The 21,891-nt window shown below is 71.9% G+C and carries 24 protein-coding genes; 11 read left to right on the top strand and 13 right to left on the bottom strand.

The window, feature by feature from the left end; translation table 11 throughout:
- Positions 1-177: 177 nt before the first annotated feature.
- Positions 178-474 carry a DUF2188 domain-containing protein gene (locus ADK52_RS17755; protein ID WP_078988415.1) on the bottom strand — a complete coding sequence of 99 codons (297 nt, stop codon included), beginning with the start codon at positions 472-474 and terminating at the stop codon, positions 178-180.
- A 572-nt stretch (positions 475-1,046) separates the two neighbouring features.
- Entirely contained in the window at positions 1,047-2,177 is a 1,131-nt protein-coding gene (locus ADK52_RS17750) for an NADH:flavin oxidoreductase (protein WP_053690795.1), read from the bottom strand.
- Between the two features lie 265 nt (positions 2,178-2,442).
- On the opposite strand from ADK52_RS17750, the gene ADK52_RS17745 reads away from it, so the two are divergent.
- On the top strand, positions 2,443-2,946 hold the full coding sequence (locus tag ADK52_RS17745) for a MarR family winged helix-turn-helix transcriptional regulator (protein WP_234343974.1): 504 nt from the start codon (positions 2,443-2,445) through the stop codon (positions 2,944-2,946).
- A 47-nt stretch (positions 2,947-2,993) separates the two neighbouring features.
- Positions 2,994-3,452 (top strand): ankyrin repeat domain-containing protein, encoded by a 459-nt coding sequence (locus ADK52_RS17740; protein ID WP_053690942.1) that lies wholly within the window; start codon positions 2,994-2,996, stop codon positions 3,450-3,452.
- A gap of 142 nt (positions 3,453-3,594) precedes the next feature.
- Here ADK52_RS17740 and ADK52_RS17735 read toward each other — a convergent pair whose 3' ends face one another.
- Positions 3,595-5,283, bottom strand: coding sequence for a serine/threonine-protein kinase (locus tag ADK52_RS17735; RefSeq protein ID WP_053690793.1), 1,689 nt, complete (start codon positions 5,281-5,283; stop codon positions 3,595-3,597).
- 417 nt (positions 5,284-5,700) lie between these two features.
- On the opposite strand from ADK52_RS17735, the gene ADK52_RS17730 reads away from it, so the two are divergent.
- Entirely contained in the window at positions 5,701-6,465 is a 765-nt protein-coding gene (locus ADK52_RS17730) for an SAM-dependent methyltransferase (protein ID WP_053690792.1), read from the top strand.
- 696 nt (positions 6,466-7,161) lie between these two features.
- Here the strand turns inward: ADK52_RS17730 and ADK52_RS17725 are convergent.
- Complete coding sequence (locus ADK52_RS17725) at positions 7,162-7,533, bottom strand: winged helix-turn-helix transcriptional regulator (protein WP_053690791.1); 372 nt, start codon at positions 7,531-7,533, stop codon at positions 7,162-7,164.
- A gap of 92 nt (positions 7,534-7,625) precedes the next feature.
- Here ADK52_RS17725 and ADK52_RS17720 point away from each other — a divergent pair, with 92 nt between their 5' ends.
- Positions 7,626-8,465 (top strand): SDR family oxidoreductase, encoded by an 840-nt coding sequence (locus tag ADK52_RS17720; protein WP_053690790.1) that lies wholly within the window; start codon positions 7,626-7,628, stop codon positions 8,463-8,465.
- Positions 8,466-8,473: 8 nt separating this feature from the next.
- Here ADK52_RS17720 and ADK52_RS17715 read toward each other — a convergent pair whose 3' ends face one another.
- The 4 genes from ADK52_RS17715 to ADK52_RS17700 are packed head-to-tail and all read right to left on the bottom strand — an operon-like array spanning position 8,474 to position 10,323.
- Positions 8,474-8,740, bottom strand: coding sequence for a hypothetical protein (locus tag ADK52_RS17715; RefSeq protein ID WP_053690789.1), 267 nt, complete (start codon positions 8,738-8,740; stop codon positions 8,474-8,476).
- 2 nt (positions 8,741-8,742) lie between these two features.
- Positions 8,743-9,222 (bottom strand): hypothetical protein, encoded by a 480-nt coding sequence (locus ADK52_RS17710; protein ID WP_053690788.1) that lies wholly within the window; start codon positions 9,220-9,222, stop codon positions 8,743-8,745.
- A gap of 28 nt (positions 9,223-9,250) precedes the next feature.
- The gene (locus ADK52_RS17705) at positions 9,251-9,565 is read right to left on the bottom strand and encodes a hypothetical protein (protein WP_053690787.1); all 315 of its coding nucleotides are present in this window, start codon (positions 9,563-9,565) and stop codon (positions 9,251-9,253) included.
- Positions 9,566-9,615: 50 nt separating this feature from the next.
- Positions 9,616-10,323: a DJ-1/PfpI family protein gene (locus tag ADK52_RS17700; RefSeq protein ID WP_053690786.1), complete on the bottom strand. Its 708-nt coding sequence runs from the start codon at positions 10,321-10,323 to the stop codon at positions 9,616-9,618.
- 222 nt (positions 10,324-10,545) lie between these two features.
- Here ADK52_RS17700 and ADK52_RS17695 point away from each other — a divergent pair, with 222 nt between their 5' ends.
- Complete coding sequence (locus ADK52_RS17695) at positions 10,546-11,499, top strand: GlxA family transcriptional regulator (protein ID WP_053690785.1); 954 nt, start codon at positions 10,546-10,548, stop codon at positions 11,497-11,499.
- Between the two features lie 16 nt (positions 11,500-11,515).
- On the opposite strand, the gene ADK52_RS17690 is transcribed toward ADK52_RS17695, so the two are convergent.
- Together ADK52_RS17690 and ADK52_RS17685 are read right to left on the bottom strand one after the other, a co-directional pair.
- The gene (locus ADK52_RS17690) at positions 11,516-12,799 is read right to left on the bottom strand and encodes an acyltransferase family protein (RefSeq protein ID WP_234343943.1); all 1,284 of its coding nucleotides are present in this window, start codon (positions 12,797-12,799) and stop codon (positions 11,516-11,518) included.
- A 2-nt stretch (positions 12,800-12,801) separates the two neighbouring features.
- A complete protein-coding gene (locus tag ADK52_RS17685; RefSeq protein WP_053690940.1) occupies positions 12,802-14,889 on the bottom strand; it encodes a bifunctional polysaccharide deacetylase/glycosyltransferase family 2 protein in 2,088 nt (695 codons plus the stop codon).
- A gap of 62 nt (positions 14,890-14,951) precedes the next feature.
- Here ADK52_RS17685 and ADK52_RS17680 point away from each other — a divergent pair, with 62 nt between their 5' ends.
- Positions 14,952-15,359, top strand: coding sequence for a hypothetical protein (locus ADK52_RS17680; RefSeq protein WP_053690784.1), 408 nt, complete (start codon positions 14,952-14,954; stop codon positions 15,357-15,359).
- A gap of 440 nt (positions 15,360-15,799) precedes the next feature.
- Positions 15,800-16,750 carry a glycoside hydrolase family 16 protein gene (locus tag ADK52_RS17675; RefSeq protein ID WP_159045969.1) on the top strand — a complete coding sequence of 317 codons (951 nt, stop codon included), beginning with the start codon at positions 15,800-15,802 and terminating at the stop codon, positions 16,748-16,750.
- Positions 16,751-16,860: 110 nt separating this feature from the next.
- On the opposite strand, the gene ADK52_RS17670 is transcribed toward ADK52_RS17675, so the two are convergent.
- Together ADK52_RS17670 and ADK52_RS17665 are read right to left on the bottom strand one after the other, a co-directional pair.
- Positions 16,861-17,685 carry an SDR family NAD(P)-dependent oxidoreductase gene (locus tag ADK52_RS17670; protein WP_078988413.1) on the bottom strand — a complete coding sequence of 275 codons (825 nt, stop codon included), beginning with the start codon at positions 17,683-17,685 and terminating at the stop codon, positions 16,861-16,863.
- 124 nt (positions 17,686-17,809) lie between these two features.
- Positions 17,810-18,205, bottom strand: coding sequence for a hypothetical protein (locus tag ADK52_RS17665; RefSeq protein ID WP_053690782.1), 396 nt, complete (start codon positions 18,203-18,205; stop codon positions 17,810-17,812).
- A gap of 67 nt (positions 18,206-18,272) precedes the next feature.
- On the opposite strand from ADK52_RS17665, the gene ADK52_RS17660 reads away from it, so the two are divergent.
- Together ADK52_RS17660 and ADK52_RS17655 are read left to right on the top strand one after the other, a co-directional pair.
- Positions 18,273-18,872, top strand: coding sequence for a SixA phosphatase family protein (locus ADK52_RS17660; protein ID WP_234343940.1), 600 nt, complete (start codon positions 18,273-18,275; stop codon positions 18,870-18,872).
- 265 nt (positions 18,873-19,137) lie between these two features.
- Complete coding sequence (locus ADK52_RS17655) at positions 19,138-19,575, top strand: DUF5709 domain-containing protein (RefSeq protein WP_053690781.1); 438 nt, start codon at positions 19,138-19,140, stop codon at positions 19,573-19,575.
- A 117-nt stretch (positions 19,576-19,692) separates the two neighbouring features.
- Here ADK52_RS17655 and ADK52_RS43010 read toward each other — a convergent pair whose 3' ends face one another.
- The gene (locus ADK52_RS43010; protein ID WP_063783874.1) at positions 19,693-20,343 is read right to left on the bottom strand and encodes a hypothetical protein; all 651 of its coding nucleotides are present in this window, start codon (positions 20,341-20,343) and stop codon (positions 19,693-19,695) included.
- A gap of 391 nt (positions 20,344-20,734) precedes the next feature.
- Between ADK52_RS43010 and ADK52_RS17645 the strand changes: the two genes are divergently transcribed.
- Positions 20,735-20,932: a hypothetical protein gene (locus tag ADK52_RS17645; protein WP_053690780.1), complete on the top strand. Its 198-nt coding sequence runs from the start codon at positions 20,735-20,737 to the stop codon at positions 20,930-20,932.
- Positions 20,933-21,018: 86 nt separating this feature from the next.
- Positions 21,019-21,630: a hypothetical protein gene (locus ADK52_RS17640; RefSeq protein WP_053690937.1), complete on the top strand. Its 612-nt coding sequence runs from the start codon at positions 21,019-21,021 to the stop codon at positions 21,628-21,630.
- Positions 21,631-21,891 lie beyond the last annotated feature (261 nt).

Genomic DNA, 21,891 nt, shown 5'->3' with positions numbered 1-21,891 from the left:
CTCTGCGCGTCTGACCCGGATCGCGGACGCCAAACCTGCGCGAAGCCCTGCCCCAGCGGCCCCCACCACATGCCGAGGTGCCCTGGAGCCGCCGCATGCGAAGAAGGGGTCGGGTGCCCGCCGGTTTGGGAGGCGGCCGGCCTCCGTGGACACCGGGCCTGCCCGTGCGGGGCCGCGCTAGAAGACGCCTCCGGCTTTTCCCGTCCTGCGGCCGCGCTCGCCGGGGGGCACGGCGAGGGTGAGGCCGTAGGCGTATGCGGTGCGGACGTGCCCGTCGCGGGCGTGGACGATGATCTGTGCGGGCGTGTGCTCCTTGGCGTGGCGGCGTGCTGAGTCGATCGCCTGCTGCTGCGTACGGTGCGGCTCGTGGAGCACCCGGCGTCCTTCCCTGCCCTCGACCTGCCACTTCACTCCTGCGGCCGCCGCTCGCTCACCGGAAGGTGAGACGTGGTAGACGGTCCGTCTCGGTGCCATGATCCTTCTCCTCGCCTGTCAGGCGGAATCCCGCCGGGCCCCGGTGGGAAGCCGCGTTCCCGGCCGCCCTCGGACGTGGAGGCCTGCCCGGCCCTTCACGGAGCGGCACCGCGGCGCGGAGGCCGTGGCGTTCGGCCGTAGGGCTTCTGCCCGTACCAGCGGCCCCAAACCTTCCCGGTCCGGCAGCGCCGGTGTGAGCAGGTGGTCGGGTGTCGAGCACGGTGGAGCGTGCTCGGGAGCGCCGACCCCTCGTCGGGGGTGGGCGCTCGACCTGTACGGCAGGATGGCTGCGCTGCCCGGACCAAGCCGCATCGCTCTCGTCGCGTGAAGGGTGAGCGGCCGCGGCGGCCGCGGGTTGACGCGCCGACCGTCGCGGCCGCTCCCACGATGCCGTCGGCCGCCCGCATCCGGCGGAGTGGCCCGTCCGGACGCCGGACGCCCTGTGGATGCTTTGGCCGGAGCGCGAACGCCCCGCGACGTCGGCGGACCGACGTCGCGGGGCGTCCTCGGACCGGCCGTCCGGAGGGCTGCCGGTCCGGCTTCCGGCAGGCCGAGCCGGCTCCGGGTGCCGGCTAGTGGCTGAGCGACCTGAGCGCCGCCGCGTCGTACGGCTTCAGCTCGTCGAAGCGGTTGCCGAGGACCTTCGCCGCCCACTGCGGGTCCTGGAGCAGCGCCCGGCCGACGGCGACCATGTCGAACTCGTCGCGTTCCATGCGGTCCAGGAGGTTGTCGATGTCACCGAGCGCCGCACCCTCGCCGGCGAAGGCGCGGATGAAGTCGCCGTCGAGGCCGACCGAGCCGACGGTGATGGTCGGCCGGCCGGTGAGCTTCTTCGTCCAGCCCGCCAGGTTCAGGTCCGAGCCCTCGAACTCCGGGAGCCAGTAGCGACGGGTGGAGGCGTGGAACGCGTCGACGCCCGCCGCCGCCAGCGGGGCCAGGATCGCCTCCAGCTCCTCCGGGGTCTGCGCGAGCCGGGCGTCGTAGGCCTCCTGCTTCCACTGCGAGTAGCGGAAGATCACCGGGAAGTCGGCCGGGACGCGCTCGCGGACCGCCGCCACGATCTCCGCGGCGAACTTCGTACGGGCCACCGCGTCGCCGCCGTACGCGTCGGTGCGGCGGTTGGTCCGCTCCCACAGGAACTGGTCGAGCAGGTAGCCGTGGGCGCCGTGCAGTTCGATGCCGTCGAAGCCGATCCGCTCGGCGGCCGCGGCGGCGTCGGCGAACGCGCCGATGACGTCGTCGAGGTCGGCGCGGGTCATCGCCTTGCCGGTCCCCTCGGTGCCGTCGACGCGGATGCCGGAGGGGCCGACGGCGGGCGCGTCGGCGTACGGTGCCTCGCCCTGCTTGCGCACCATGCCTATGTGCCACAGCTGAGGCACGATCGTGCCTCCCGCCTCGTGCACGGCCGCGGCGACCTTCGCCCATCCCGCCAGCTGGTCCTCGCCGTGGAACCGCGGCACCCGGTCGCTCTGCCCGGCGGAGTCGTGACCGACGTAGGTGCCCTCGGTGACGATCAAGCCCACACCTGCGGCGGCCCGGCTGGCGTAGTACGCCTGCACGTCCTCGCCGGGCACGCCGCCGGGGGAGAACATCCGCGTCATCGGAGCCATCGCGATGCGGTTGGGGACGGTCAGGCCGTTCAGCGTGATGGGCCGGGACAGGATCTCGGCCGCTCGGGAGGCGGTGGACGTGGTGAGGGTCATGCGGGTCCTCCGGGTTGAGGCTGTGGCTCGTCGGGGTGACAACGAGGAGTGCATAGTACACACGCTATGTATGATGCATATTCCATGGTCCGGCCCTCGGGCGGAGCCTTCCGCGGCCCGCCCAGCCGAGGTCCGCCGGTTCGCGGGTCCGCAGGGGTCCACGGGTCCGCAGGTCCGCGGGGGGTCCACGAGTCCACGGGTCCGCGATAATGGAACGCCGGAAGGAGCGGGAGGCGCAGTGTTGGAGAAACTGGAGCGGGAGCTGATGCTGCTGTCGCGGCACCAGGTGCTGGCCCGGCGCGAGCGCGACCCCGAACGCCTGGAGCGGTCGGCGTACCTGCTGCTCAGCCGGATCGACACCCAAGGCCCCATGTCCATCGGACAGTTGTCAGAGGCCTTCGGGCTCGACACCTCGACCGTGAACCGGCAGACGGCCGCACTGCTGCGCTGCGGACTCGCCGAGCGCGTCGCGGACCCGGACGGCGGCATGGCCCGCAAGCTGCGCATCACCGCCGAAGGCGGGCGCCGCCTCGCCGGAGACCGCGAGGCCAACCGGTCCTGCCTGGCCCGGGTGGTCGCCGACTGGTCCCCTGAGGAGGTACGGGAACTGGAGGACGTCCTGGTCCGGCTCAACCGCAGCGCCGAGGCCCTCGAAGGACGGCACTGGCCGCGCACGGAGGAAGGCGCCCCCCGCGCCGTATGCCACCCGCCGGTCCCGCAGGAATCCGCGGCACCCGCGCCGTGGGAATCCGCGACTCCCGCCCCGTAGGAACGACCGCGGCCCGCCCCCACGCCCGGCCGGTAACCTCCGTGCCCGTGAAGCGACGCCGCCAGAAGAAGCTTTCCCGCCGCCTGTTCGCGGCGATCATGCAGAGCGATGTTCCGCGGGTGCGTGCGGCGTTGCGTGCCGGTGCCGACCCGCACCGGCCGGACACCGGAGGCACCACCCCTCTGTACGAGGCGGCAGTCAGCGGCAGGACGCAGATCGTCCGCCTGCTGCTGGAAGCCGGGGTCTCCCCGGACGCCGAGAGCCGGGGCGTCGGCGCGGAGGGCACGCCGCTGTGCGCGGCCGCGTGCTGGGGGGACGCGGAGACGGTGCGGGAACTGCTGGCCCACGGCGCCGATCCGAACCTCCGAGAAGACGACGGCGCGGGCCGTTCCCCGCTGGAGTGGGCCAACGACGGCCCCCATCCCGAGACCGCTGCCCTGCTCACCTCGGCGGGAGCCCTCGGCCCGGCCGTTCCGTTTTCCCCTTCGCTTTCCCCCGAACCCTGAAACGACCGTCAAGGAGACCGGGTCAGTCAAACCCCGGTGCCACTGCCGGCCGGGCCGTGTCTTTCGGGCGGCAAGGTGTCCGTAGGACACTGCCGCGGGCGGCGGTCACCGTCGCCGCGTACACGCGTCGCCGCGTATACGCCTAGCAGGCGGGGGACGAGCCCTTCTGGCCCTTGAGGTCGCGGTTGTACAGCCACCCGGTGGCGTTCGTGCCGTCCACGCGCACGAACGTCCACTGGTTGCCGTACGAGTTGACGATGTAGCACTGGTACCAGAGCTTGGTGCCGTCCTTGACCATGATGCCCTGCGGGCACTGCTGGTACGGCGCGGCCAGCAAATGGTGGTCGCCGGATATGTAGCCGTAGGTGCCCGGCGCCGGGTCCCTGTGGGTCCAGCCGGTGCAGCCCGTCGGTTCGGGCCCGGGCTTGGCCTTGGCGGGCGAGGAGCCCTCCGGGGAGGGCGATGACGTGTCGGTCTTCTTCGAGGAGCTCGCGGATGGCTTCGCCGTGGGTCCGGAGCCGGAGGGAGACGGTGCCGGGGACTGCGAGCCCGGCTGCTCGCCGGCGGCCGGGGAGCCGTCGGGCGCTCCGGCCGGAGCCACCGCCCGCGTCCGGTCGCCGTCGCTGTCGCTGCCCGAGGCCACGGCGTAGGTGACTGCGCCGGCGGCGAGTACGGCGACGACCGCCACGGCCATCACGGCACGGCCGCGACGCCGCGCCCGGTCCACGGCCGCCGGGCCGGACTGGTTCACAGTGAACGGCTGACCGGGCGGGGGCCCCTGCGCGAGGCCGTGCGACGGGAAGCCGGGCTGCGGGGCGGGGGCGTAGGGCTGCGGAACCGATACGGCGCCGGCGTCGAACCCGGCCGGGGGTGGGGGCCCGAAGCCGGGAGCGGGCGCGGCCACGGGCTGCGGGGCGGGCGTCGGCGGGGCCGTGGCGGGCGCCGCCGCGGGGCCCGCGCCGCGGCCGGCCGCCACCTGCTCCAGCATGGCGCGGGCCTGATCGGCGGTGGGCCGGTGCTCCGGGTCCTTCGCCATCAGCGCCCGCAGCACGGGGGTGAGCGGCCCCGCGCGCCGCGGCTCGGGCAGAGGCTCGCCGACGATCGCGGCCAGCGTGGACCACACCGAGGTACGGCGGAACGGCGAGACGCCCTCGACCGCCGCGTACAGGGTCATCCCGAGCGACCATATGTCGGAGGCCGGTCCGGGCTCCCTGCCCTGCGCGCGCTCCGGCGGCAGGTAGTCGAGCGAGCCCACCAGCTGACCGCTGCGGGTGAGCTTCGCCATGGCCTCGTCGTCGGAGGTCTCGATGGCGGCGATGCCGAAGTCCGTGAGCACGACCCGGCCGTCGCGCTCCAGCAGTACGTTGCCCGGCTTCACGTCGCGGTGCAGGACGCCCGCGCGGTGCGCGGCGTCGAGCGCGTCCATCAGCTTGGCGCCGATCGCGGCGGCCTCGTACGGGTCGAGTGCGCCACGCTGCGTCAGCACCTCGTCGAGCGAGGGGCCGTCGACGAGTTCCATGACGATGACGGGCAGACCCTGCTCGTGCGTCACGTCGTGCACCGTGACGACGCCGCCGTGCCGGATGCGGGCAGCGGCCTGCGCCTCGCGCCCCATCCGGGTACGCAGGCCGGCCAGTTCGGCGTCACTGGCGTCGGTGTAGGCCCGCAGGACCTTGACGGCGACCTCGCGGGCGAGCAGCTCGTCGACGGCCCGCGCGACCACGCCCATGCCGCCGCGGCCGACCACGGAGGTCACACGGTAGCGTCCCCCGAGCACCTTTCCGATCAGGTCCCCGTCGTTCGCTTCCCCCGCTTGACCCGCTGGCACCATATGCTCCGTTCCACGACCGGTCGTCCGTCTCGACTCTCTGACGAGCACAAGCGTAGATGCATGATCAGCAGGCCGACCACGCCGCTGCCGTCCACGTGCGGCGCACGGCAGGTGGACGTGCGGCGGGCCGTCCCTCGGACCGGACGGCCCGGGTGCCCTCACCTGAGGTTGGCCGGAGTGGGGTACCAGCCATCAGGCCCGGTGAGCTCCGGCCCGCTGCCCCGGCCGCCGCGAGCACATGAGCGACGCCGTCCAGGCAGTCGCCGCACTGCCGTTCCACCCCTCGCCGTCCCACCGCCGATCATGCACGAGCTCGTCACGGGTACCGAGATGCCGTTGCGGTCCATCGGCGCCGGAAGCGGCGCAGGTTCCGAAAAGGGTTTGCCGGCACGTCAGACTTCGGTTTGAGTCGTGCCCGTGACGGCTTTGAATGATCTTGTACGTCCGGACCGCTATCCCCGCTCGTCCCGCTACGACCCGGCCTGGCTCGTCGGCCTCGACATGGGGCCGAACCCGTTGTGGCTGCTGGAGGACCTGGCCCGAGACCTCGATCTGCGCCCCGGGATGAGAGTTCTCGACCTCGGCTCCGGCAAGGGAGCCACGTCGGTGTTCCTGGCCCGCGAGTACGGCGTGCACGTCGTGGCGGCCGACTGGTGGGTCCCCGCACAGGACGCGGAAGCCGTCTTCACGCAGGCGGGTGTCGCGGACAAGGTCCAAGCCGTGCGCACCGAAGCGCACGTCCTGCCCTTCGACGAGGAGAGCTTCGACGCCATCGTCAGCATCGACGCCTTCGAATACTTCGGCACGTCGGACAACTACCTGCCCTACCTGGTGCGCTTCCTGCGCCCGGGCGGCCAACTGGGCGTGGCCACCCCCGCCATGACACGGGAAGTGCGCGACCTCGGCGCGATTCCGCCGCACATCAAGCGGGTCGTCGGATGGGAGGCGATCGCATGGCACACGCCGCAATGGTGGCGTTTCCAGTGGGAGATCACCGAGTTGGTGAACGTCACTTCCGCGCGGCTGCAGCCGGACGCCTGGCAGGACTGGCTGCTGTGGAGCCGCGCCTGCGCCGAGCACCGGCCGGACGGGGCGAAGGCGAACCAGCCCGTGATCGACATGCTCACGGAGGACGGCGGCGAGTACCTCTCCTTCGCCCTGTTGACGGCCCGCAAGAACTGACTCCCTGAAGAACCGTGTGGGCTTCCCCGTCTCGGACTCTCGCGCCGAGCTGCCCACCGGGCCGACGACTTCCCCGCCGAAGGAGACCGCATCATCGCGGGCCTCTTCGACCAGAACCGCACGGGCTCGGCGCACACGGCCACCGCCTGATCATCGAGCGCGACAGCGAACTGGTGGTGGGCTCGATCGGCCTGTTCTGCCGCCCTCCCAGGGCATCCACTGAGACCTCCGTGACCTCCGATCCCTCTGGGAGCGCCGAGGAGAACGTCGTCCGCTCCAGGGTGACGAAGCCGGACCTCCGCCACCCATGACCGGCGGGTCGTCGGTATTCCGCAGACTCGTACCGCCCGTTGGTCGGCCGCGGAGCGGGCGGATTGCTCGGCCGGTCGCTGTGCGAGCGCCGACACGATGCCTCGACGCCGTCTCCGGCTCTCCGGCCTGGTGGTATGCGACGCGAACACGCTGAAATCGCGAAGATGTCTGAGCACTGCCCAACGGTCCGGCCGTCCGTGAGCCCCCAGCGGTCGGGCCCAGTCAATCGGCCGGCCCGACGGGAGCGTCGGCCGGAGTACCGCCGGTCGGCCGCCGGCGATGCCGCCGACCAGGCAAGAGCCGAAAGAGACGGCCCAGCAGCAGGCGGGACTCCTCGATCGACGCGAACAGATCACGCCCTCACGCCGGCCGACCGCGACCGCACTATCCCGCGCTGCGCGGCGGCAGCCGCTTGGTGATCCGGTCGAACAAGTCCGTCAGCGGCTCGCCGACGTCCTGGCCGAACTCAGTCAGGCCGTAGGTGACTTGGGGCGGTGTCGTCGGCTCGACCTTCCGCCAGACCAGGCCGTCCTGGACCAGCGCGCGCAGTGTCTGAGCGAGCATCTTCTCGCTGACGCCCTGGATGCTGTCGCGCAGCTCGTAGAACCGAAGGTCATTGCTCCGCAAGGAGATGAGCACCCAGATGCCCCACCTGCTGGTCACGTGGTCGACCATGTCGCGCGCCGGGCAGTCAGTGTGAAACACCTCATACCGATGTCCCGCCTCGACCTGCCTCAGCTGCGCGCCTTCCTTCATGTCCGGAGCTTACCTCTGGGTACGTCCTTACGAAAAGTAAGCCCGACTCCTAGCGTCAATTCCCGCAGTGCACAACGGAGTAGGAGCTGAACATGATCGTGGTGACCGGGGCTACCGGGAACGTGGGCCGGCCTTTGACGCAGGCCCTGGCCGAGGCGGGCGAGCAGGTGACGGCGGTGTCGCGCCATGCGGCGGTGGTGCCGGACGGGGTCCGGCACGTGGTGGCCGACTTGGCCGCGCCGCAGGGCCTGATCCCCGCGTTGGACGGGGCGAGTGCGCTGTTCCTCCTGCTGTCCGGCGACCTGCACGCCCCCGAAGCCAGGCCGACCGACATCGTCGACCTGGCCGTCGCCAGCGGGGTCCGCCGGGTCGTCCTGCTGTCTTCGCAGGGCGTGGCGACCAGACCGCTCGGCCCGTCGCGGATCGCGATGCGCGCGGTGGAGGACGCGTTGAGGGGGTCCGGCCTGGACTGGGCCGTCCTGCGACCGGGCGGCTTCGCCTCCAACGCCTTCGCCTGGGCGGAGTCCGTCCGCACACAAGGGACGGTCGCCGCACCCTTCGGCGACGTCGGGGTTCCGATCGTCGACCCGGTGGACATCGCCGAGGTCGCGGCGGCCTGCCTGCTGGACGACCGGCACACCGGCGGAGTCTTCGAGTTGACCGGGCCGGCGGTGATCACGCCGCGTCAGCAGGCGGAGGCCATCGCCGCCGCACTCGGCTCCCCGGTACGGTTCCATGAACTCACCCGCGCGGAGGCCAAGGCCGCGATGACCCGGTTCGTGCCGCCGGAGCTCGTCGACGACACCCTGGACATCATCGGCTCCCCGAACCCCGCCGAACTGCGGATCAGCTCGGACGTGGAACGAGTCCTCGGCCGCGCCCCGAGCCCCTTCGGCGACTGGGTCACCCGCAGCATCGCCGCTTTTCGCTGACGTACGACTCAGTCGAAACGACCGGCGGCCTTCAGGCGGCGCAGGGCGAGCATGCCCCCGATGCCGGGGATCGCGGCAAGGAGCGTGACGGTACGGTCCGGGCCGGCCTCGCGGGCGGCCGCGATGACGGCGATCAGGTAGGCGCAGCCGTGGAGGGGGCCGATCGCCGAGGCGACGGCCTGCTGTTGCAGCACGGCGACGTTGGCCAGCAGCACCAACAGGGAGAGGAGTTCGACGGGGGCGCTGAGGCGCAGGAGTCGGCTGGGCGGGTGCATGGTCAGGCTCCTGTGGTGGATCCGGGCCGGATGATCATCAGAACGGTCACCGTGGCCCAGAGCAGGTTGAACACCCCGGTGAACATGCCGAGTTGACCGGCAACGCGCTGGACGGCCGTCGGTTCCAGTGTCTCGGACGGCCCGTCGAGCGCGGCCAGGGCCGAGCCCTGACGGGGAAGGATGAGGGCACCGAGCACGGCGGCGGCCAGTGCCGTGAGGACGATCGACGTGATGAGCCAGGCGCTGCCCAGGACGTGGAGGCCGTTGGCGGTCGCGAGGCCGAACACCGGTACCGTCACCGCGATCACGGCGTAGACCCGGCAGATGCGGTGCAGCGTACGGACGGTGGCGAGGCCGGAGGGGTCGCCGGGTGCGGCCAGGGCGCGGCGGACGGCGGGCGGGAACATGCTGGCGGCCACGGTGACCGGGCCGATGGTGATGATGGCCGCCAGGACGTGGACGGCGAGGAGGAGTTTCGTCACGGGAGGGCTTTTCCGATTTCCGGGGTGCTCAGGAGTCGGACGACGGTGCGGTGCGGCGGCCGGTGACCTTGGTCGCGGGCAGGCGGCCGGCCTTGGCGGTGCCTGCCAGCTGGTCGCCGCGCACCACGACGTCGAACGCCAGGTGCAGGCGCATCGGCTTGGTGATGGATTGGCGCCAGGTCAACCGGTCACCGTCGACGGAGAGCTCGCTCAGTGGAACCTCCTCCGCCTCGCTGGTGGCTGTGCCGCGCAGGCCGCCGCCGTCGGGAAACGGCCGGAGTACGGCCTGCTGCCTTCCGACGGGGGTGGCGATGACGAGGTTCCAGGTTCCTTCGACAGGCATGGGAGTGCGCTCTTCCTGTGGGGCTTCGGGGTGGAGGGAGGAGGTGGATTTCAGAAGGCGGCGGGGACCGGGCCGGCGTCGCGCCAGACGGTGCCCCGGCGCTCGTGGGCGAACAGCTGCTCCACCGCGTGCGCGATGCGCGGACCGAGTTCGCGCTCCAGCAGGTAGAGGCCGAGGTCCAGGCCGGAGGTGACGCCGGCGCCGCTCACCAGGTCGCCGTCGTCGACGATGCGGGCGTCGATCGCGACCACGCCGGTGGCGTCCAGCAGGTCGAGGCCCAGACGGTTGGTGGTGGCGTGGCGGCCTTCGATCAGCCCGGCCATGGCGAGCACCATGGAACCTCCGCACACGGTGGCCACGATCGAGTCCGGCCGGTCGAGGGCCTCCTTCAGCAGGGCCGGCAGCCCGGTGGTGATCGAACGGGCCAGCAGCGCGGGGACGGTGTCCCGGCTGCCCGGCGCGTGCGGGAGGTCCGGGCCGTCGGGATGGCCGTCGGGGCCGTCGGGCGCGTCGGGGGCGCCGAGCGGTCCCACCGCTCCCGGTATCAGGACCAGGTCGGCCCGCTGCGGGTCGAGCCGGGCGGTCGCCCGCAGCGCGAGCAACCCGGAGCCGCTGGGTACCTCGCGCGGGCCTTCGGCCGAGACCAGCTCGACGCTCAGCGCGCCCGGAGCGGCCATCGAGCCGGCGAACAGCACCTCGTACGGGGCGATGACATCCAGCGGGTCGAAGCCGTCGAACAGCACGATCTGACACAGCATCGGCAGTGGTCCTCTCCAGGGGGCTCGGCACCCCCACGCGGGGTGCCGGAGCCGACGGTAGTCACCGCCGACGGTGACGAGTAGTGGCTGGATTGCCAGCTTCCACCGGATTCCGGCCAGTGCGGAGAATGGCTGTTCAGCGGGCTCAACGGCAGTCAGATCGGCGAGGTGGCCCCACTCAAGCGGCTTGGCCGGAACACGAGGTAGCCCTAGGGTTGGGCCATGCATACCGTGGCCGTCCTCGCGCTGGACGGAGTCATCGCCTTCGACCTGTCCACCCCCATCGAGGTCTTCGGACGCACCCGCCTGCCCGACGGCCGCCCCGCCTACCGCGTCCGCGTCTGTTCGGCCGCGGGCGACGTGGACGCCGGCGCGTTCACCCTCAGGGCGCCCTGGCCGCTGGAGATCCTCGCGGAGGCGGACACCATCGTGCTGCCCGGCGTGGCCGACCCCGACGTGCCCGTACCGCCCGACGTCCTCGACGCGCTGCGCGAGGCCGCCGGGCGGGGCACCCGGATCGCGTCGATCTGCACGGGCGCCTTCGTGCTCGCCGCCACGGGTCTGCTGGACGGGCTGCGCGCCACCACTCACTGGGTGGCCGCCCCGCTCCTGGCCGCCCGGTACCCCGCGGTCGAGGTCGACCCCGACGTGCTCTACGTGGACAACGGGCAGTTCCTGACCTCGGCCGGAGCCGCCGCGGGACTGGACCTGTGCCTGCACCTGATCCGGCGCGACCATGGCTCGGCCGTGGCAGCGGACGCCGCCAGGCTGTCCGTCATGCCGCTGGAACGCGACGGCGGGCAGGCTCAGTTCATCGTCCACGAGCACCCGCCCGCCCCGCGCGGATCGACCCTGGAGCCGCTGCTGCGCTGGATGGAGGACAACGCCCGCAGCGAGCTCACCCTCGACGAGGTCGCCGCGCAGGCCGGTATGAGCGTGCGCACTCTGAACCGGCGCTTCCGCGAGCAGACCGGCACCTCGCCCCTGCAGTGGCTGCATCGTGCCCGGATCCGCCAGGCCCAGTACCTGCTGGAGACCACCGGCCACCCGGTCGAGCGGATCGCCTCCCAGGTGGGCTTCGGCTCGCCGACCGCCTTCCGTGACCGCTTCCGGCGCATCACCGGCACGAGCCCGAACGCCTACCGCCGCGCCTTCCAGGGTCAGGCCGCGCAGTGATGCGGACGGCGCGGTCTCAGCGCAGCCCCATCAGGGGCCCGGCCCGGCGTCTGCCCCGTCGGCGGCGCGGGTACGGGAGGAGCCGCGGCGAGCGCTTGGCGGCCACGTCCTCGACCCAGCCGAATGTCAGCACCAGCACGCCGAGCAGCGGGATCGCCACCAGGAGCGTGAACCATGGGCTGGCCAGCAGCCACTGGAAGTGCTCGTAGATGAACTGGACGGACCAGAGGGGGTCGATCAGCGGGACGGCGACCACCAGCGCGGCCTCGTGCCACAGGTAGACGCTGACAGCGCGTGCGTTGAGCAGGCTGACAAGGCCGCTCCACCGTTCCAGCGGCCTGGGCCACTGCTCCCAGGTCGGGCTTACGTGGAGCAGGAGGGCGACGAAGCCCAAGGACCACAAGGCCTGGGCGATGGGCCAGGACTCGATGTCGGTCGGTTCGGTCGGATCGGCCGGCCGGGTCTGCAGGTACCAGAAGGCGGCCACCATGATCAGCGGCGCGATGGACGGCAGTACGTACTGTGGGATCTTCTTGAGCAGTCCTTCCCGGTGGGCCATGCCGAGGATCCAACAGGAGCCGAACATGGTGAAGTCGCTGGTGGTCTCCCAAACCCGGCCGTAGATGAACTCCTGGTCGGCGAAGAACGTGTTCATGACGATGCACAGGGCCAGGGGAGCGAACAGCGTCACCACCGGAAACCGTCGCAGTGCCCGGAGCATCAGCGGTGAGAACAGCACGTACCACAGGTAGGCGCGGAGGTACCAGAGCGGGACGATGACCTGTGCGGCCCAGGTGTGTTCCACGTGGTGGAAACCGGGCAGGCCGTCCGCGTACGGCGGAGTGCTCAGCGGCAGGATCCAGAACGCCAGCTTCGCCCACCACCAGGTGGGGTGGCCGTCGGAGTGGGGGCCCCAGCTGTCGAGGATCTGAAGGGTGATCATGATGGCGCCGAACAGCCACATCGGCGGCAGCAGTCGGCGCAGTCGGCCGCGGATCACTCCGAGAGCGGGACGGCTGAGCGAGCGGGCCATGAGCGAGCCCGCCAGCGCGAACATCACGCCCATCGACGGGAAGACGAGAGGCAGCCAGAACCAGCCGAAGTTGTGGTAAAGCACCACGCGAACGAGCGCCAGCGCGCGCAGCAGGTCGAAGTAGCGGTCTCGGCCGCCCTTGCGCGGGGACGATTCCACCGGCTCCGGCTCCGGCTCCGGCTCCGGTTCCGGCGCCGGTCGCAATCCGGCGGGGACAGTCAACCGGAGGGTGTCCTGGGTGCGTCCGAGGTCGATCGATGCGGTCACGGTCAGGCCTCCACAGGTGCAGCGACCTCGCCGGTGCGCCGGAGCTTCTGCCAGCGCAGCCGGCCACCGGTCATCGCCGTGATCGCGGACTGCAGCAGGACGATGTACATCAGCTGCCGGTAGACCAGTTGCTGGATCGGCAGGCTGATCAGATGCCAGGGCTTCTCGCGGTCGAGCCGGAAGGCGTACCAGGACAGCACGGCCTGAAGCAGGATGAAGCCGCCCCAGCTGGTGAGGGTGACCGGGGCGTCCGCGAACAGCACGCCGTACAGCAGGAACATGTCGACCAGCGGCGCCAGCAGCGGGGCGACCACGCCGAACAGTACGACGAGCGGCAGTCCGACCCGGCCGAATCGCCCGGCCGGACCGCGGGAGGTCACGGCGCCGCGGTGCTTCCACATCGCCTGCATGCTGCCGTAGCTCCAGCGGTACCGCTGGGACCAGAGCTGCTGGAGACTGGCGGGAGCCTCGGTCCAGGCGCGGGCGTGCTCGGCGTAGACGATCCGCCAGCCGTCGCAGAGCACTGCGATGGTGATGTCGGTGTCCTCGGCGAGCGTGTCGTCGCTCATCCCGCCGACCCGCTGCAGGGCCTCCCTGCGGAAGGCGCCGACCGCGCCGGGGATGGTCGGGATGACCCCCAGCATGTCGTACATCCGGCGGTCCAGGTTGTGGCCGAGGACGTACTCGATGTGCTGCCAGGCTCCGATCAGGCTCTCGCGGTTGCCGACCTTGGCGTTGCCCGCGACCGCGCCGATCGCCGGGTCGCCGAAGGGCTGGACCAGCTCGCGCACGGTGGACGGCTCGAAAACCGTGTCCCCGTCCATCATCACGATGATGTCGTGCGAGGCGGCCGCGATACCGGAGTTGAGCGCGGAGGACTTGCCCCCGTTGACCTTGCGGACCAGCCGGACGAACGGCAGGTCCATCTCCTCGACGATGTCCGCGGTGCCGTCCGTGGAGCCGTCGTCGATGACGATCACTTCGATCGGATGGTCGCTGGCGGCGAGGGAGCTGAGCGTGTTGGCGATGCACTCGCGCTCGTTGTAGGCGGGGACGAGCACGGTGACCGGCTCGGTGACGGGTGGCCCCCAGGCGTCCCGCCGCTTGGAGCGGCGGGCGTGGATCGGTGCGAGAACGAGCATCAGCGCGAACCGGCCGAAGTTGAGGAAGCCGACGAGGGCCAGCAGCCAGACCAGTACCGGCAGGGTGAGCACGGCGACGTGGGTGGCCCAGATGAATCCCTTGCCCGCCCACAGCTGGAAACCGTGCACCGGCACGGTGGCGCCGGAGGCGCCGAGCGCGTCCGAGATGGTGGTGAAGCGGTAGCCCTCAGCCTGCAGCCTGTCGATGACCTGCCCGAGTGCGGCGATGGTCTGGGTGCGGTCGCCACCCGCGTCGTGCAGCAGGATGAGCTCGCCCGCACCGGGCTTGGTCGGCATCGCCGCCTTGACGATCGCATCGACGCCGGGACGCTTCCAGTCGTCGGTGTCGCGGTCGATGAACGCGGTGAGGTAGCCGCGCGCGCCCACGTACTTCACCACCGGGTAGTTCCAGTCGTCCAGCGCCGAGGCGTCGGAGGAGTACGGCGGGCGGAACAGCGCGCTGTGGACGCCCGCGACGCCGGCCAGCGCCAGCTGCGACTGCGCCAGCTCCCAGCTGATCCGGGCGTGGGACTGGTACACCAGATCGGGGTGGGTGAAGGTGTGCACGCCGAGTTCGTGGCCGCCCGCGACGATCTGCCGGATCAGCTCCGGATGGCGCGTGGTCATCGCGCCGGTCACGAAGAAGTCCGCCCGGACGTGGCGGGCCGCGAGCATCTCCAGGATCTTCGGAGTCCACTCCGGCGAGGGGCCGTCGTCGAAGCTCAGAACCACGGTGCGGTCCGGGATCTTGTAGCTCACGGGGTGCGCGTTCTTGCTGCCACGCGCGTCGACGACCGGGCCGCCCTTGAGCAGGTTCTGCGGCACGGTGTCCTTGTCGACCGAGATGGCGATCCGGGTGTCGTGGAACACCTCGTTGGTGGCGAGGCCGCGCAGGACGAGGAGCGCGAGCAGGCAGGCCAGCAAGGACAGCGGCATGAAGAAGCGCAGCGGCGGCGCGGCCAGTCGGCGCGGCCTCAGCAGGGACTGCCGGCGGCGCTGGTGGCGGGACAATGACGCTCCTGGAGATGGGTGGTGCGGACGATCAGGGGCGCTTGGTCGGTCGGCCCGAAGGCGTAGCCCCGCGCGGCGCGGTGGTCGGGGGCTTCGATGTGGTGGCCGAGGTCTTCGGCTTGGGGGCCGGGGACCGTGTGGCCGTCCGAGGCGAGGACGACGAGGACGACGAGGGCGATGAGCCGGGCGACCGCGACCGCGACGGCGACGGTACGGGTGAGAGCGCCGGGGCGGCCGACCGCGAGGGCTGCGCCGGTATGCCCATCGCCGGGGCGTCCGCCTGCACACCGATCAGGCTGCTGCCCATGGCGACCGCCAGGATCGCGCCGACCACGGAGACCGGCCAGCAGAAGCCCCGCAGCAGACGGCCGCGCAGACCGGACTGGTCGACGAAAACCGGTGTGTGAGCGGGCTCCTCAAGGCCCGACCCGGACATTCCAGGTGGTGCCTGGTCCGCCGATCCGCGGTCGATGGACGTGATGGCTGGGCGCACCTTGCGAGGCCTTTCAGTGCAGGGTACGTAGACCGCGGAAGCTAGGGCGAACGCTAGTGCACCGGCCTGAATCGAATTGGGCTCGATAGATGCATTTGGCGCGGTCTGCTCAGGTGTTGTAATCGGATCGAAATGCTAATTGGTGTGTACCGACCGGTAAGCGCGCCGGCTACTGATCGGTATGTGATCGGCCGAAGTCGTTCGTATCGATCTCGGGCTCGATCTCTCGGATCACCATCATGCGCGGGGGTTGGGGCGTCCATATGTAGTTAGGATGACCGCCTTATCGGATCGTCATTGATCCTCATGCAGAGGGCGTGTCCAGGTACCGCCTCTACGCCCCAAGGAGTCCGTGTGCGCCAGCCCCGCCGCACCTCTCGTCGCCGTGCGCGGGCCGTGCTCACCGTGCCCGCCCTCCTGTGCGTACTCGCCGCGTGTTCCGGCGGTCCCACGTTCGGTACGGGCGCCGATGGCGCCGCGCCGGCGCAGGGCGGCCCGCCGACCCCGTCCGGACCACCGGGAACCCTGTTCGACACCTTCCACTACAGCGGCCCGGACGACCCCTCGCTCACCGCCCACGGCTGGGAGGTCCGTACCGGCGGGGGTGGCCCGGGGATCAAGGACACCTGGTCCACCGCCGGTGCCGGCTTCCCCGCCGACACGACCGCGCAGGGGGGCAGGGTCCTGCAACTGCGGTCCACCACCGACGGCACCAAGCAGGGCACCAAGCAGGTCGAGGTGCAGAGCACCGGCGGGAACCTCTTCACGGGGACCTTCGCCGCTCGGGTCTACCTCAGGGACAAGCCCACGAGCGGTCGCAACGGCGACCACGTCGTCCAGGCCTTCTTTCCGATTTCCCCCTCGGACTCCTCGGCCGACTACAGCGAACTCGACTACGAGTACCTGCCGAACGGCGGTTGGGGTTCGGTGGGTCCCCAACTCGACACCGTCAGCTGGTACAAGGCCGATCCGCCGGACCGGGTCAGCCACACGCTCAAGCAACGCCTTGAGGGTTGGCACATCATGATGGTCACCGCCGTTGACGGAAAGGTCACTTACTCCCTGGACGGCAAGGAACTGTTCACCAGTTCCGGCAAGTACGTCCCGCGAGAGAAGATGGACATCCACTTCAGCAACTGGCTCATTGACCTTCCCTTCACCGGTGGTCCGCGCACATGGGACATGAAAGTCAACTGGTTCTATTACAAGGCCGGTGAAGTCGTTTCCCAGGCTGAGGTCCAGAAAACGGTGGACGGCTTCTACAGTGCGGGCACCAACTACATCAATACCGTGCCGAAATCCTGATCCCGGGTCAGGGGCCCGTCCCATGGGAACGGGTACGGCGTGCGGGGTGTGAGCCTCCACGGAAGCGCGGTCAGAACCCGACCCTTCCCCGGCCAGGGCGGCGGCCTGACTCAGGTACGCAGGTACGAGGCCCCGTTGAGGTCCAGAACCGTCCCCGAGGCCCATTCGGCCGCCGGTGACGCCAGCCACAGCACGGCCGCCGCGATCTCGTCCGCCGACCCCACTCGCCCGAACGGGCTTTGCGCACGGATCGCATCGCCCTCCGCCCCGCTCAGCCGGTGCGCGACCCGCTCCGTCTCGAAGAACCCGGGGGCGACGGAGGCGACGCCGATCCCGTACGCGGCGAGGTGCACCGCGAGGGACTGGCCCAGCGCGTGCACCGCCGCCTTCGTCGCCCCGTACGCCGGGTGGTCGGGCTCGCCGCGGAAGGCCCCGCGCGAGCCGACGTTGACGATCCGGCCGCCGCCGCCCTGCTCGATCATTCGGCGAGCCGCGAGGTGGCTGAGGTTCGCCGTCGCCAGGAGGTTGACCGATACGTGACTCTGCCAGGCGGCCGCCCACTCCTCGTACGAGGTGCCGGCGAGCGGATGCGGGAGGTTCACGGCCGCGTTGTTCACCAGTACGTCCAGCCCGCCGAGCCCTCCGGCCGCGGTCTCGGCCACGGCTCGCGCACCGTCCGGGGTGGACAGGTCGCCCCCGGCGAGGACGTGCCCCGTACCGGAGAGGGAAGCGAGGGTCTCCTCGGCCTCCCCACGCCGTGAGCCGAAGTGGACGGCCACCCGGTCCCCATTGGCGGCGAACGCCCGAGCGAGCGCACGGCCCAGTCCGCGCGAGGCGCCGCTGATGAGCACACGACGGCCGGTCGGCGCAAAAGCCCGCGCGGTGACGCCGGAAGACGAGGGATCGATGGAAGGAAGGATCTCTGCGGAAGCCATGTGGATCATGATGCCCCCTGGCTCGCCCGGCTCGCCCGGCTCGCCCGGCTCGCTTGGCCCGCCCGCCCGGCCTGTTCGGCGCCTCACCTCTCGTCCCGCGTCGGCCCGGCGGCCGGCCGCGCCCCTACGCCCCCTCGTCGTAGGTTCCCGCCTCGACCTCCAGGGCGAGTTCCCGGAGGACCTCGATCGAGGTGACGTCCGTGCGGCCGGTGTCGTGCGCGATCGCGAGGCTGGTGAACGCCAGGCTGAATCCGGAGACCATCGTGTGCAGGGCCGGACCGAGCGCTTCGGCCACCAGCGCCGCCACCTGTTGCGGAGACGCGTCGGCCGGCACGCTGATGGACGGCAGCATTTCGTTCAGGAGCGTGGTGGCCACACCGGCCGTCGCGGCGGGGCCGTCGCCCTCCCCGTGGATGTCGCCGTAGCCCTCGTCGTCCTGGCCGGATTCGACGGCCCGGCGGATGTCCTGGGCTTCGGTGAGGATGCCGATCACTCGCTTGAGTACCTCTGCGCGTTCCATCCTGCGGAGCGTAGCCCGTGCTCGCCGGCCGGGGGTGGGGGTGCGGCGATCCCGTACTCACCGGATCATGACCGTGTACGGGTACCCCGCGGCGAAGGAGGCGGCCATGTCCTCGGGCCCCGCCCCACCCACGACGTCCTCGGCCCCGGAAGAGGCCGCCGGGTGCCGGCTGCTGCTGGTGCGGCACGCGAAGGCCGTACCCAAGGGAGATCCGGTCCAGGACGTCGAGCGACCCCTCAGCGAGCGCGGCAGGGCCGACGCGCCCCGGGCGGGCCACTGGCTGGCGGAGTCGGGCTTCACGCCCGACCTGGCGCTGTGCTCCCCGGCGCGCCGCACACGGCAGACCTGGCAGTTGATGGTCCCGGCGCTGGCGGAGCCGCCGTCCGCCGTGTACGACGAGCGCCTCTACAACGGGCCGCCGAACGCGCTGGTCACCGTCTTGGCGGAGCGGGCCGCGGGTCTCGGCTGCGCGGTCCTGATCGGCCACAATTCCGGCATCCACGATCTGGCCTCGGCCCTGTGCGGTTCCGGTCCGCCGAAGCTGCTGGAGGAGCTGAGGGCGGGGCTGAGGACGTCGGCGGTCGCGGTGGTGGACCTTCCGGGAGGCTGGGACGCCGTGACCCCCGGTGCGGGTTACCTGAAGGCCCTGTGGTCACCGCGCCACTGACCAGCGGCGTGGCCGCGGGGCACGGGTCCGGACCGTTCCATGAGGGGAACGTGCCATGTTCGCGAGCCGGTACGCGCTCGGCACGCGCGCGGGGTTCGCCCCAGCGGGGGGAGGGGGCGAGCCGCCCGTGCGCCAGGAGCCGGCCATGGGGTCGTGCGGGGAGTGTTCTGCCGCCGCGCCGCGTGTTCCGCGCATTCCTGGGGAGACGCCCAGAGAGCGCGCAGTGCGACCCGAACCGGTGCTGCGATGAGGAGAGGACAGGCTCATGAGCGACTCGGATGCCCGCGGCGACGACGTCTACCAGCCCCAGCCCGAGGACGAGCCCTCCGAGCGGCAGCCGGACATGGACGACAGCGTCGGGGAACTCGGCACCGATGCCCTGATCGATCAGGGTTACTCGCCGCCCGAGCGGCTCTTCGCGCGTGAGAGGGGGGACAGCCTCGATGAGCGCCTCGCCCGCGAAGTGCCCGAGCGGGAGATGCCCGCCGACGACGGGATCGGGGACCTGACGGGTGGCGCGGGCGAGCCCGTGGATCCGCAGGCGGGCGGTGCGCGCGCCGGCCGGCTGGCCCCGACCAGCACCTTCCCCCACGAGAACAACGTCCTCGCGCACGACGTCGGCATCGATGCCGGTGCCGCCTCCGCGGAGGAGGCCGCCATGCACGTCATCGAGGACTTGGAGGAGGAAGAGGGGGAGCCGTAGCGGAACGCACCGACGCCGCTCGTCGCCCCCCGCCCAGCCAGGTCACCGGGCGTCCCCGCAGAGGGACTGGCGGGTTGGCGACCAGCTGCTCGGGCGGACCCACGCCGGCAAGGCCGTCTAACGCTGGCCCTGGCCCTTGTCCGGGTGGAAGACGTGGTCCCGCCGGATCCGGTCCGCGTTGGCACGGCGCACCCGTCGCTCGTCGGGAGGCGGCTGCCGCGTACCGGTTCCGGTGCGCGAGGGGACCCCCGGCAGCCGCCCGTGGTCGTCCGTCGTTCCCCCCTCGTGCTGGAGCAGTGGCCGCTGCCGTGCCCCTGGGGCGGGAGGCGACTCGTCCGGCATCGTCTGCTGTGTCCCTGGGGCGGCGGCCGGATCGTCCGGCATCGTCTGCCGTGCCTCCGGGGCGGGGGCCGGCTCGTCCGGCATCGCCGCGCGCACGGCCTGCCCCGTCCGCTCGGGTTCGGCGACGGAGACGGCCACCCGGTTGAAGGGCGCGCCGGGGCCGAGGTCCATGCACAGCACCACACTGCCGGCCCGCACCGCCACGAAGTCCTCGCCGCCGAGTGCGTGCCGGATGCCGACGCAACGTCCCGGGGCCCACCGGCCGGGACCGGGCAGCCCGCGGAGCACACGCCACCAGCTGGTCTCGACGTCGACCCGGCGCAGCGCCGAGACGGGTACGCGGACCTCGCGCCGTCGTGCGGCGAGTCCCTCCAGGAAGCCCAGCCGGACGACGAGGTCGGCCCCTTCGACGCGCACGCGTGCCATGGTCTGCCACCGTCCTTCCAACGGCCCGGAGCGGGCCTCGCCCCGCGCGCTGCATCGCGGCCGGCCGGTGGGCCCCACGAACCGCGGGTTCCGGCGGCAGGGGGCCATGAGGCGGTGGCGATCCTTTCGCAAGGTGCCCGGCGCCTACCCGGCGACCGGGTTCCCATGCGGCCGTCAGCCCGCCGCGTGCCCTCGCGAACCCCGGGCCACGCATCCCACCCACCCGGGATCGGCGCGGCGGAGACACGGGCGACGGCCCGTACGTCCGACAGGTTCGTACGGGCAGTCGCCCGACAGGTTTCATACGGATCCGCCGAGCGTGGGTGGCGGCGGCGCAGCTGGGTAGCCGCATCCGCGGGAACGCCTTCGCGACAGGCGCGAGGAGGATGCCATGACGGCCACGGGAGCGCTGGGCCGGTACCACCGGCGGCGTGACTTCTCCGGCGAGAAGGAAGCGTGGCTCCTGGTCAAGCACGCCGACGAGCGGACGGCCGCTGCCGGGACGCCCGACCCGCGACGGGCACGCTCGGCCCGTACCGGACGTACGCTCAAACAGGTCGCCGCGGCCGCGCGAGGGGGAACCCGATGACCCCGGGGCAGCCGCCCGCGCGGCCGGAGCGCACCCCGGCCGGCGGGGCCGGCGGGGCCGGCCGACGCACCGTCGCACGACAGCTGATGGAGGAGTACGGGCGGACCCACGCCCAGGAAGCGGGCATCCGGCTGCGGAACACGCCCGCGCCGCTGTACCAGTTGCTGACCCTGTGCGTGCTGTTCTCCGTACGCATCAAGGCCGACATCGCGGTGGCCGCGGCCCGCGCGCTGTTCGAGGACGGCATGCGCACGCCGCGGGCGATGGCGGCCGCCTCGTGGCAGGACCGGGTGGACGCACTGGGCCGCGCCCACTACCGCCGCTACGACGAGAGCACGGCCACCGCGCTGGGAGCCGGGGCCGACCTGGTGCTCGACCGGTACCGCGGAGACCTGCGCCGACTGCGCGAAGCCGCGGGCGGCGACCCGGACCGCGTCCGCGAGCTGCTCCGGGAGGTCCCCCGGATCGGGCCGGTCGGCGCGGACATCTTCTGTCGGGAGGCGCAGGGCCTGTGGCCCGAGCTGCGCCCCGCGTTCGACGGCCGGGCCCGCCACGCCGCGGCGGAACTGGGGCTCCCGGAGACCGCCGAGGGCCTGGCGCGTCTCGTCGACGCCGAGGACCTGCCGAAGCTGGCGGCCGGGCTCGTCCGGGTCGAACTCTCCGGGAAGGTCGCACTCTCCCCAAGGAAGGAAACCTAGCCATGGGCACCCCCGGTACCCCTCCCAACGATCCCGTACCTCCCAGCCCCACCCCCGCGCCGGGCCCCGGACCCGGCCCGCAGCCCGGGCCCGTGCCGGGGCCCGTGCCCGCGCCGGGCGGCCCCGACCCGGTGCCGCCGGCTCCGCCGCAGCCGGAACCCGACCCGCAGCCGCCGCCGGCCCCGCGCCCCGATCCGCACCCGCAGCCGGGACCCCTGCCCGGCCCCGTACCGGCCCCGGAACCGGTCACGTCACGTGAGA

The sequence above is a fragment of the Streptomyces sp. WM6372 genome (assembly GCF_001279655.1).
Lineage (GTDB): Bacteria > Actinomycetota > Actinomycetes > Streptomycetales > Streptomycetaceae > Streptomyces.
The sequence above is the reverse complement of the archived record's forward strand: the minus strand, read 5'-3'. Positions and strand labels throughout refer to the sequence as shown.

Coding starts and splice junctions, on each gene's coding strand:
- ADK52_RS17755 (WP_078988415.1), bottom strand. CDS start 474: ATGGCACCGAGACGGACCGTCTACCACGTCTCACCTTCCGGTGAGCGA.
- ADK52_RS17750 (WP_053690795.1), bottom strand. CDS start 2,177: ATGACCCTCACCACGTCCACCGCCTCCCGAGCGGCCGAGATCCTGTCC.
- ADK52_RS17745 (WP_234343974.1), top strand. CDS start 2,443: ATGCTGCTGTCGCGGCACCAGGTGCTGGCCCGGCGCGAGCGCGACCCC.
- ADK52_RS17735 (WP_053690793.1), bottom strand. CDS start 5,283: ATGGTGCCAGCGGGTCAAGCGGGGGAAGCGAACGACGGGGACCTGATC.
- ADK52_RS17725 (WP_053690791.1), bottom strand. CDS start 7,533: ATGAAGGAAGGCGCGCAGCTGAGGCAGGTCGAGGCGGGACATCGGTAT.
- ADK52_RS17720 (WP_053690790.1), top strand. CDS start 7,626: ATGATCGTGGTGACCGGGGCTACCGGGAACGTGGGCCGGCCTTTGACG.
- ADK52_RS17715 (WP_053690789.1), bottom strand. CDS start 8,740: ATGCACCCGCCCAGCCGACTCCTGCGCCTCAGCGCCCCCGTCGAACTC.
- ADK52_RS17705 (WP_053690787.1), bottom strand. CDS start 9,565: ATGCCTGTCGAAGGAACCTGGAACCTCGTCATCGCCACCCCCGTCGGA.
- ADK52_RS17700 (WP_053690786.1), bottom strand. CDS start 10,323: ATGCTGTGTCAGATCGTGCTGTTCGACGGCTTCGACCCGCTGGATGTC.
- ADK52_RS17695 (WP_053690785.1), top strand. CDS start 10,546: ATGCATACCGTGGCCGTCCTCGCGCTGGACGGAGTCATCGCCTTCGAC.
- ADK52_RS17680 (WP_053690784.1), top strand. CDS start 14,952: ATGACGCTCCTGGAGATGGGTGGTGCGGACGATCAGGGGCGCTTGGTC.
- ADK52_RS17670 (WP_078988413.1), bottom strand. CDS start 17,685: ATGGCTTCCGCAGAGATCCTTCCTTCCATCGATCCCTCGTCTTCCGGC.
- ADK52_RS17665 (WP_053690782.1), bottom strand. CDS start 18,205: ATGGAACGCGCAGAGGTACTCAAGCGAGTGATCGGCATCCTCACCGAA.
- ADK52_RS17660 (WP_234343940.1), top strand. CDS start 18,273: ATGACCGTGTACGGGTACCCCGCGGCGAAGGAGGCGGCCATGTCCTCG.
- ADK52_RS17655 (WP_053690781.1), top strand. CDS start 19,138: ATGAGCGACTCGGATGCCCGCGGCGACGACGTCTACCAGCCCCAGCCC.
- ADK52_RS43010 (WP_063783874.1), bottom strand. CDS start 20,343: ATGGCACGCGTGCGCGTCGAAGGGGCCGACCTCGTCGTCCGGCTGGGC.
- ADK52_RS17645 (WP_053690780.1), top strand. CDS start 20,735: ATGACGGCCACGGGAGCGCTGGGCCGGTACCACCGGCGGCGTGACTTC.
- ADK52_RS17640 (WP_053690937.1), top strand. CDS start 21,019: ATGGAGGAGTACGGGCGGACCCACGCCCAGGAAGCGGGCATCCGGCTG.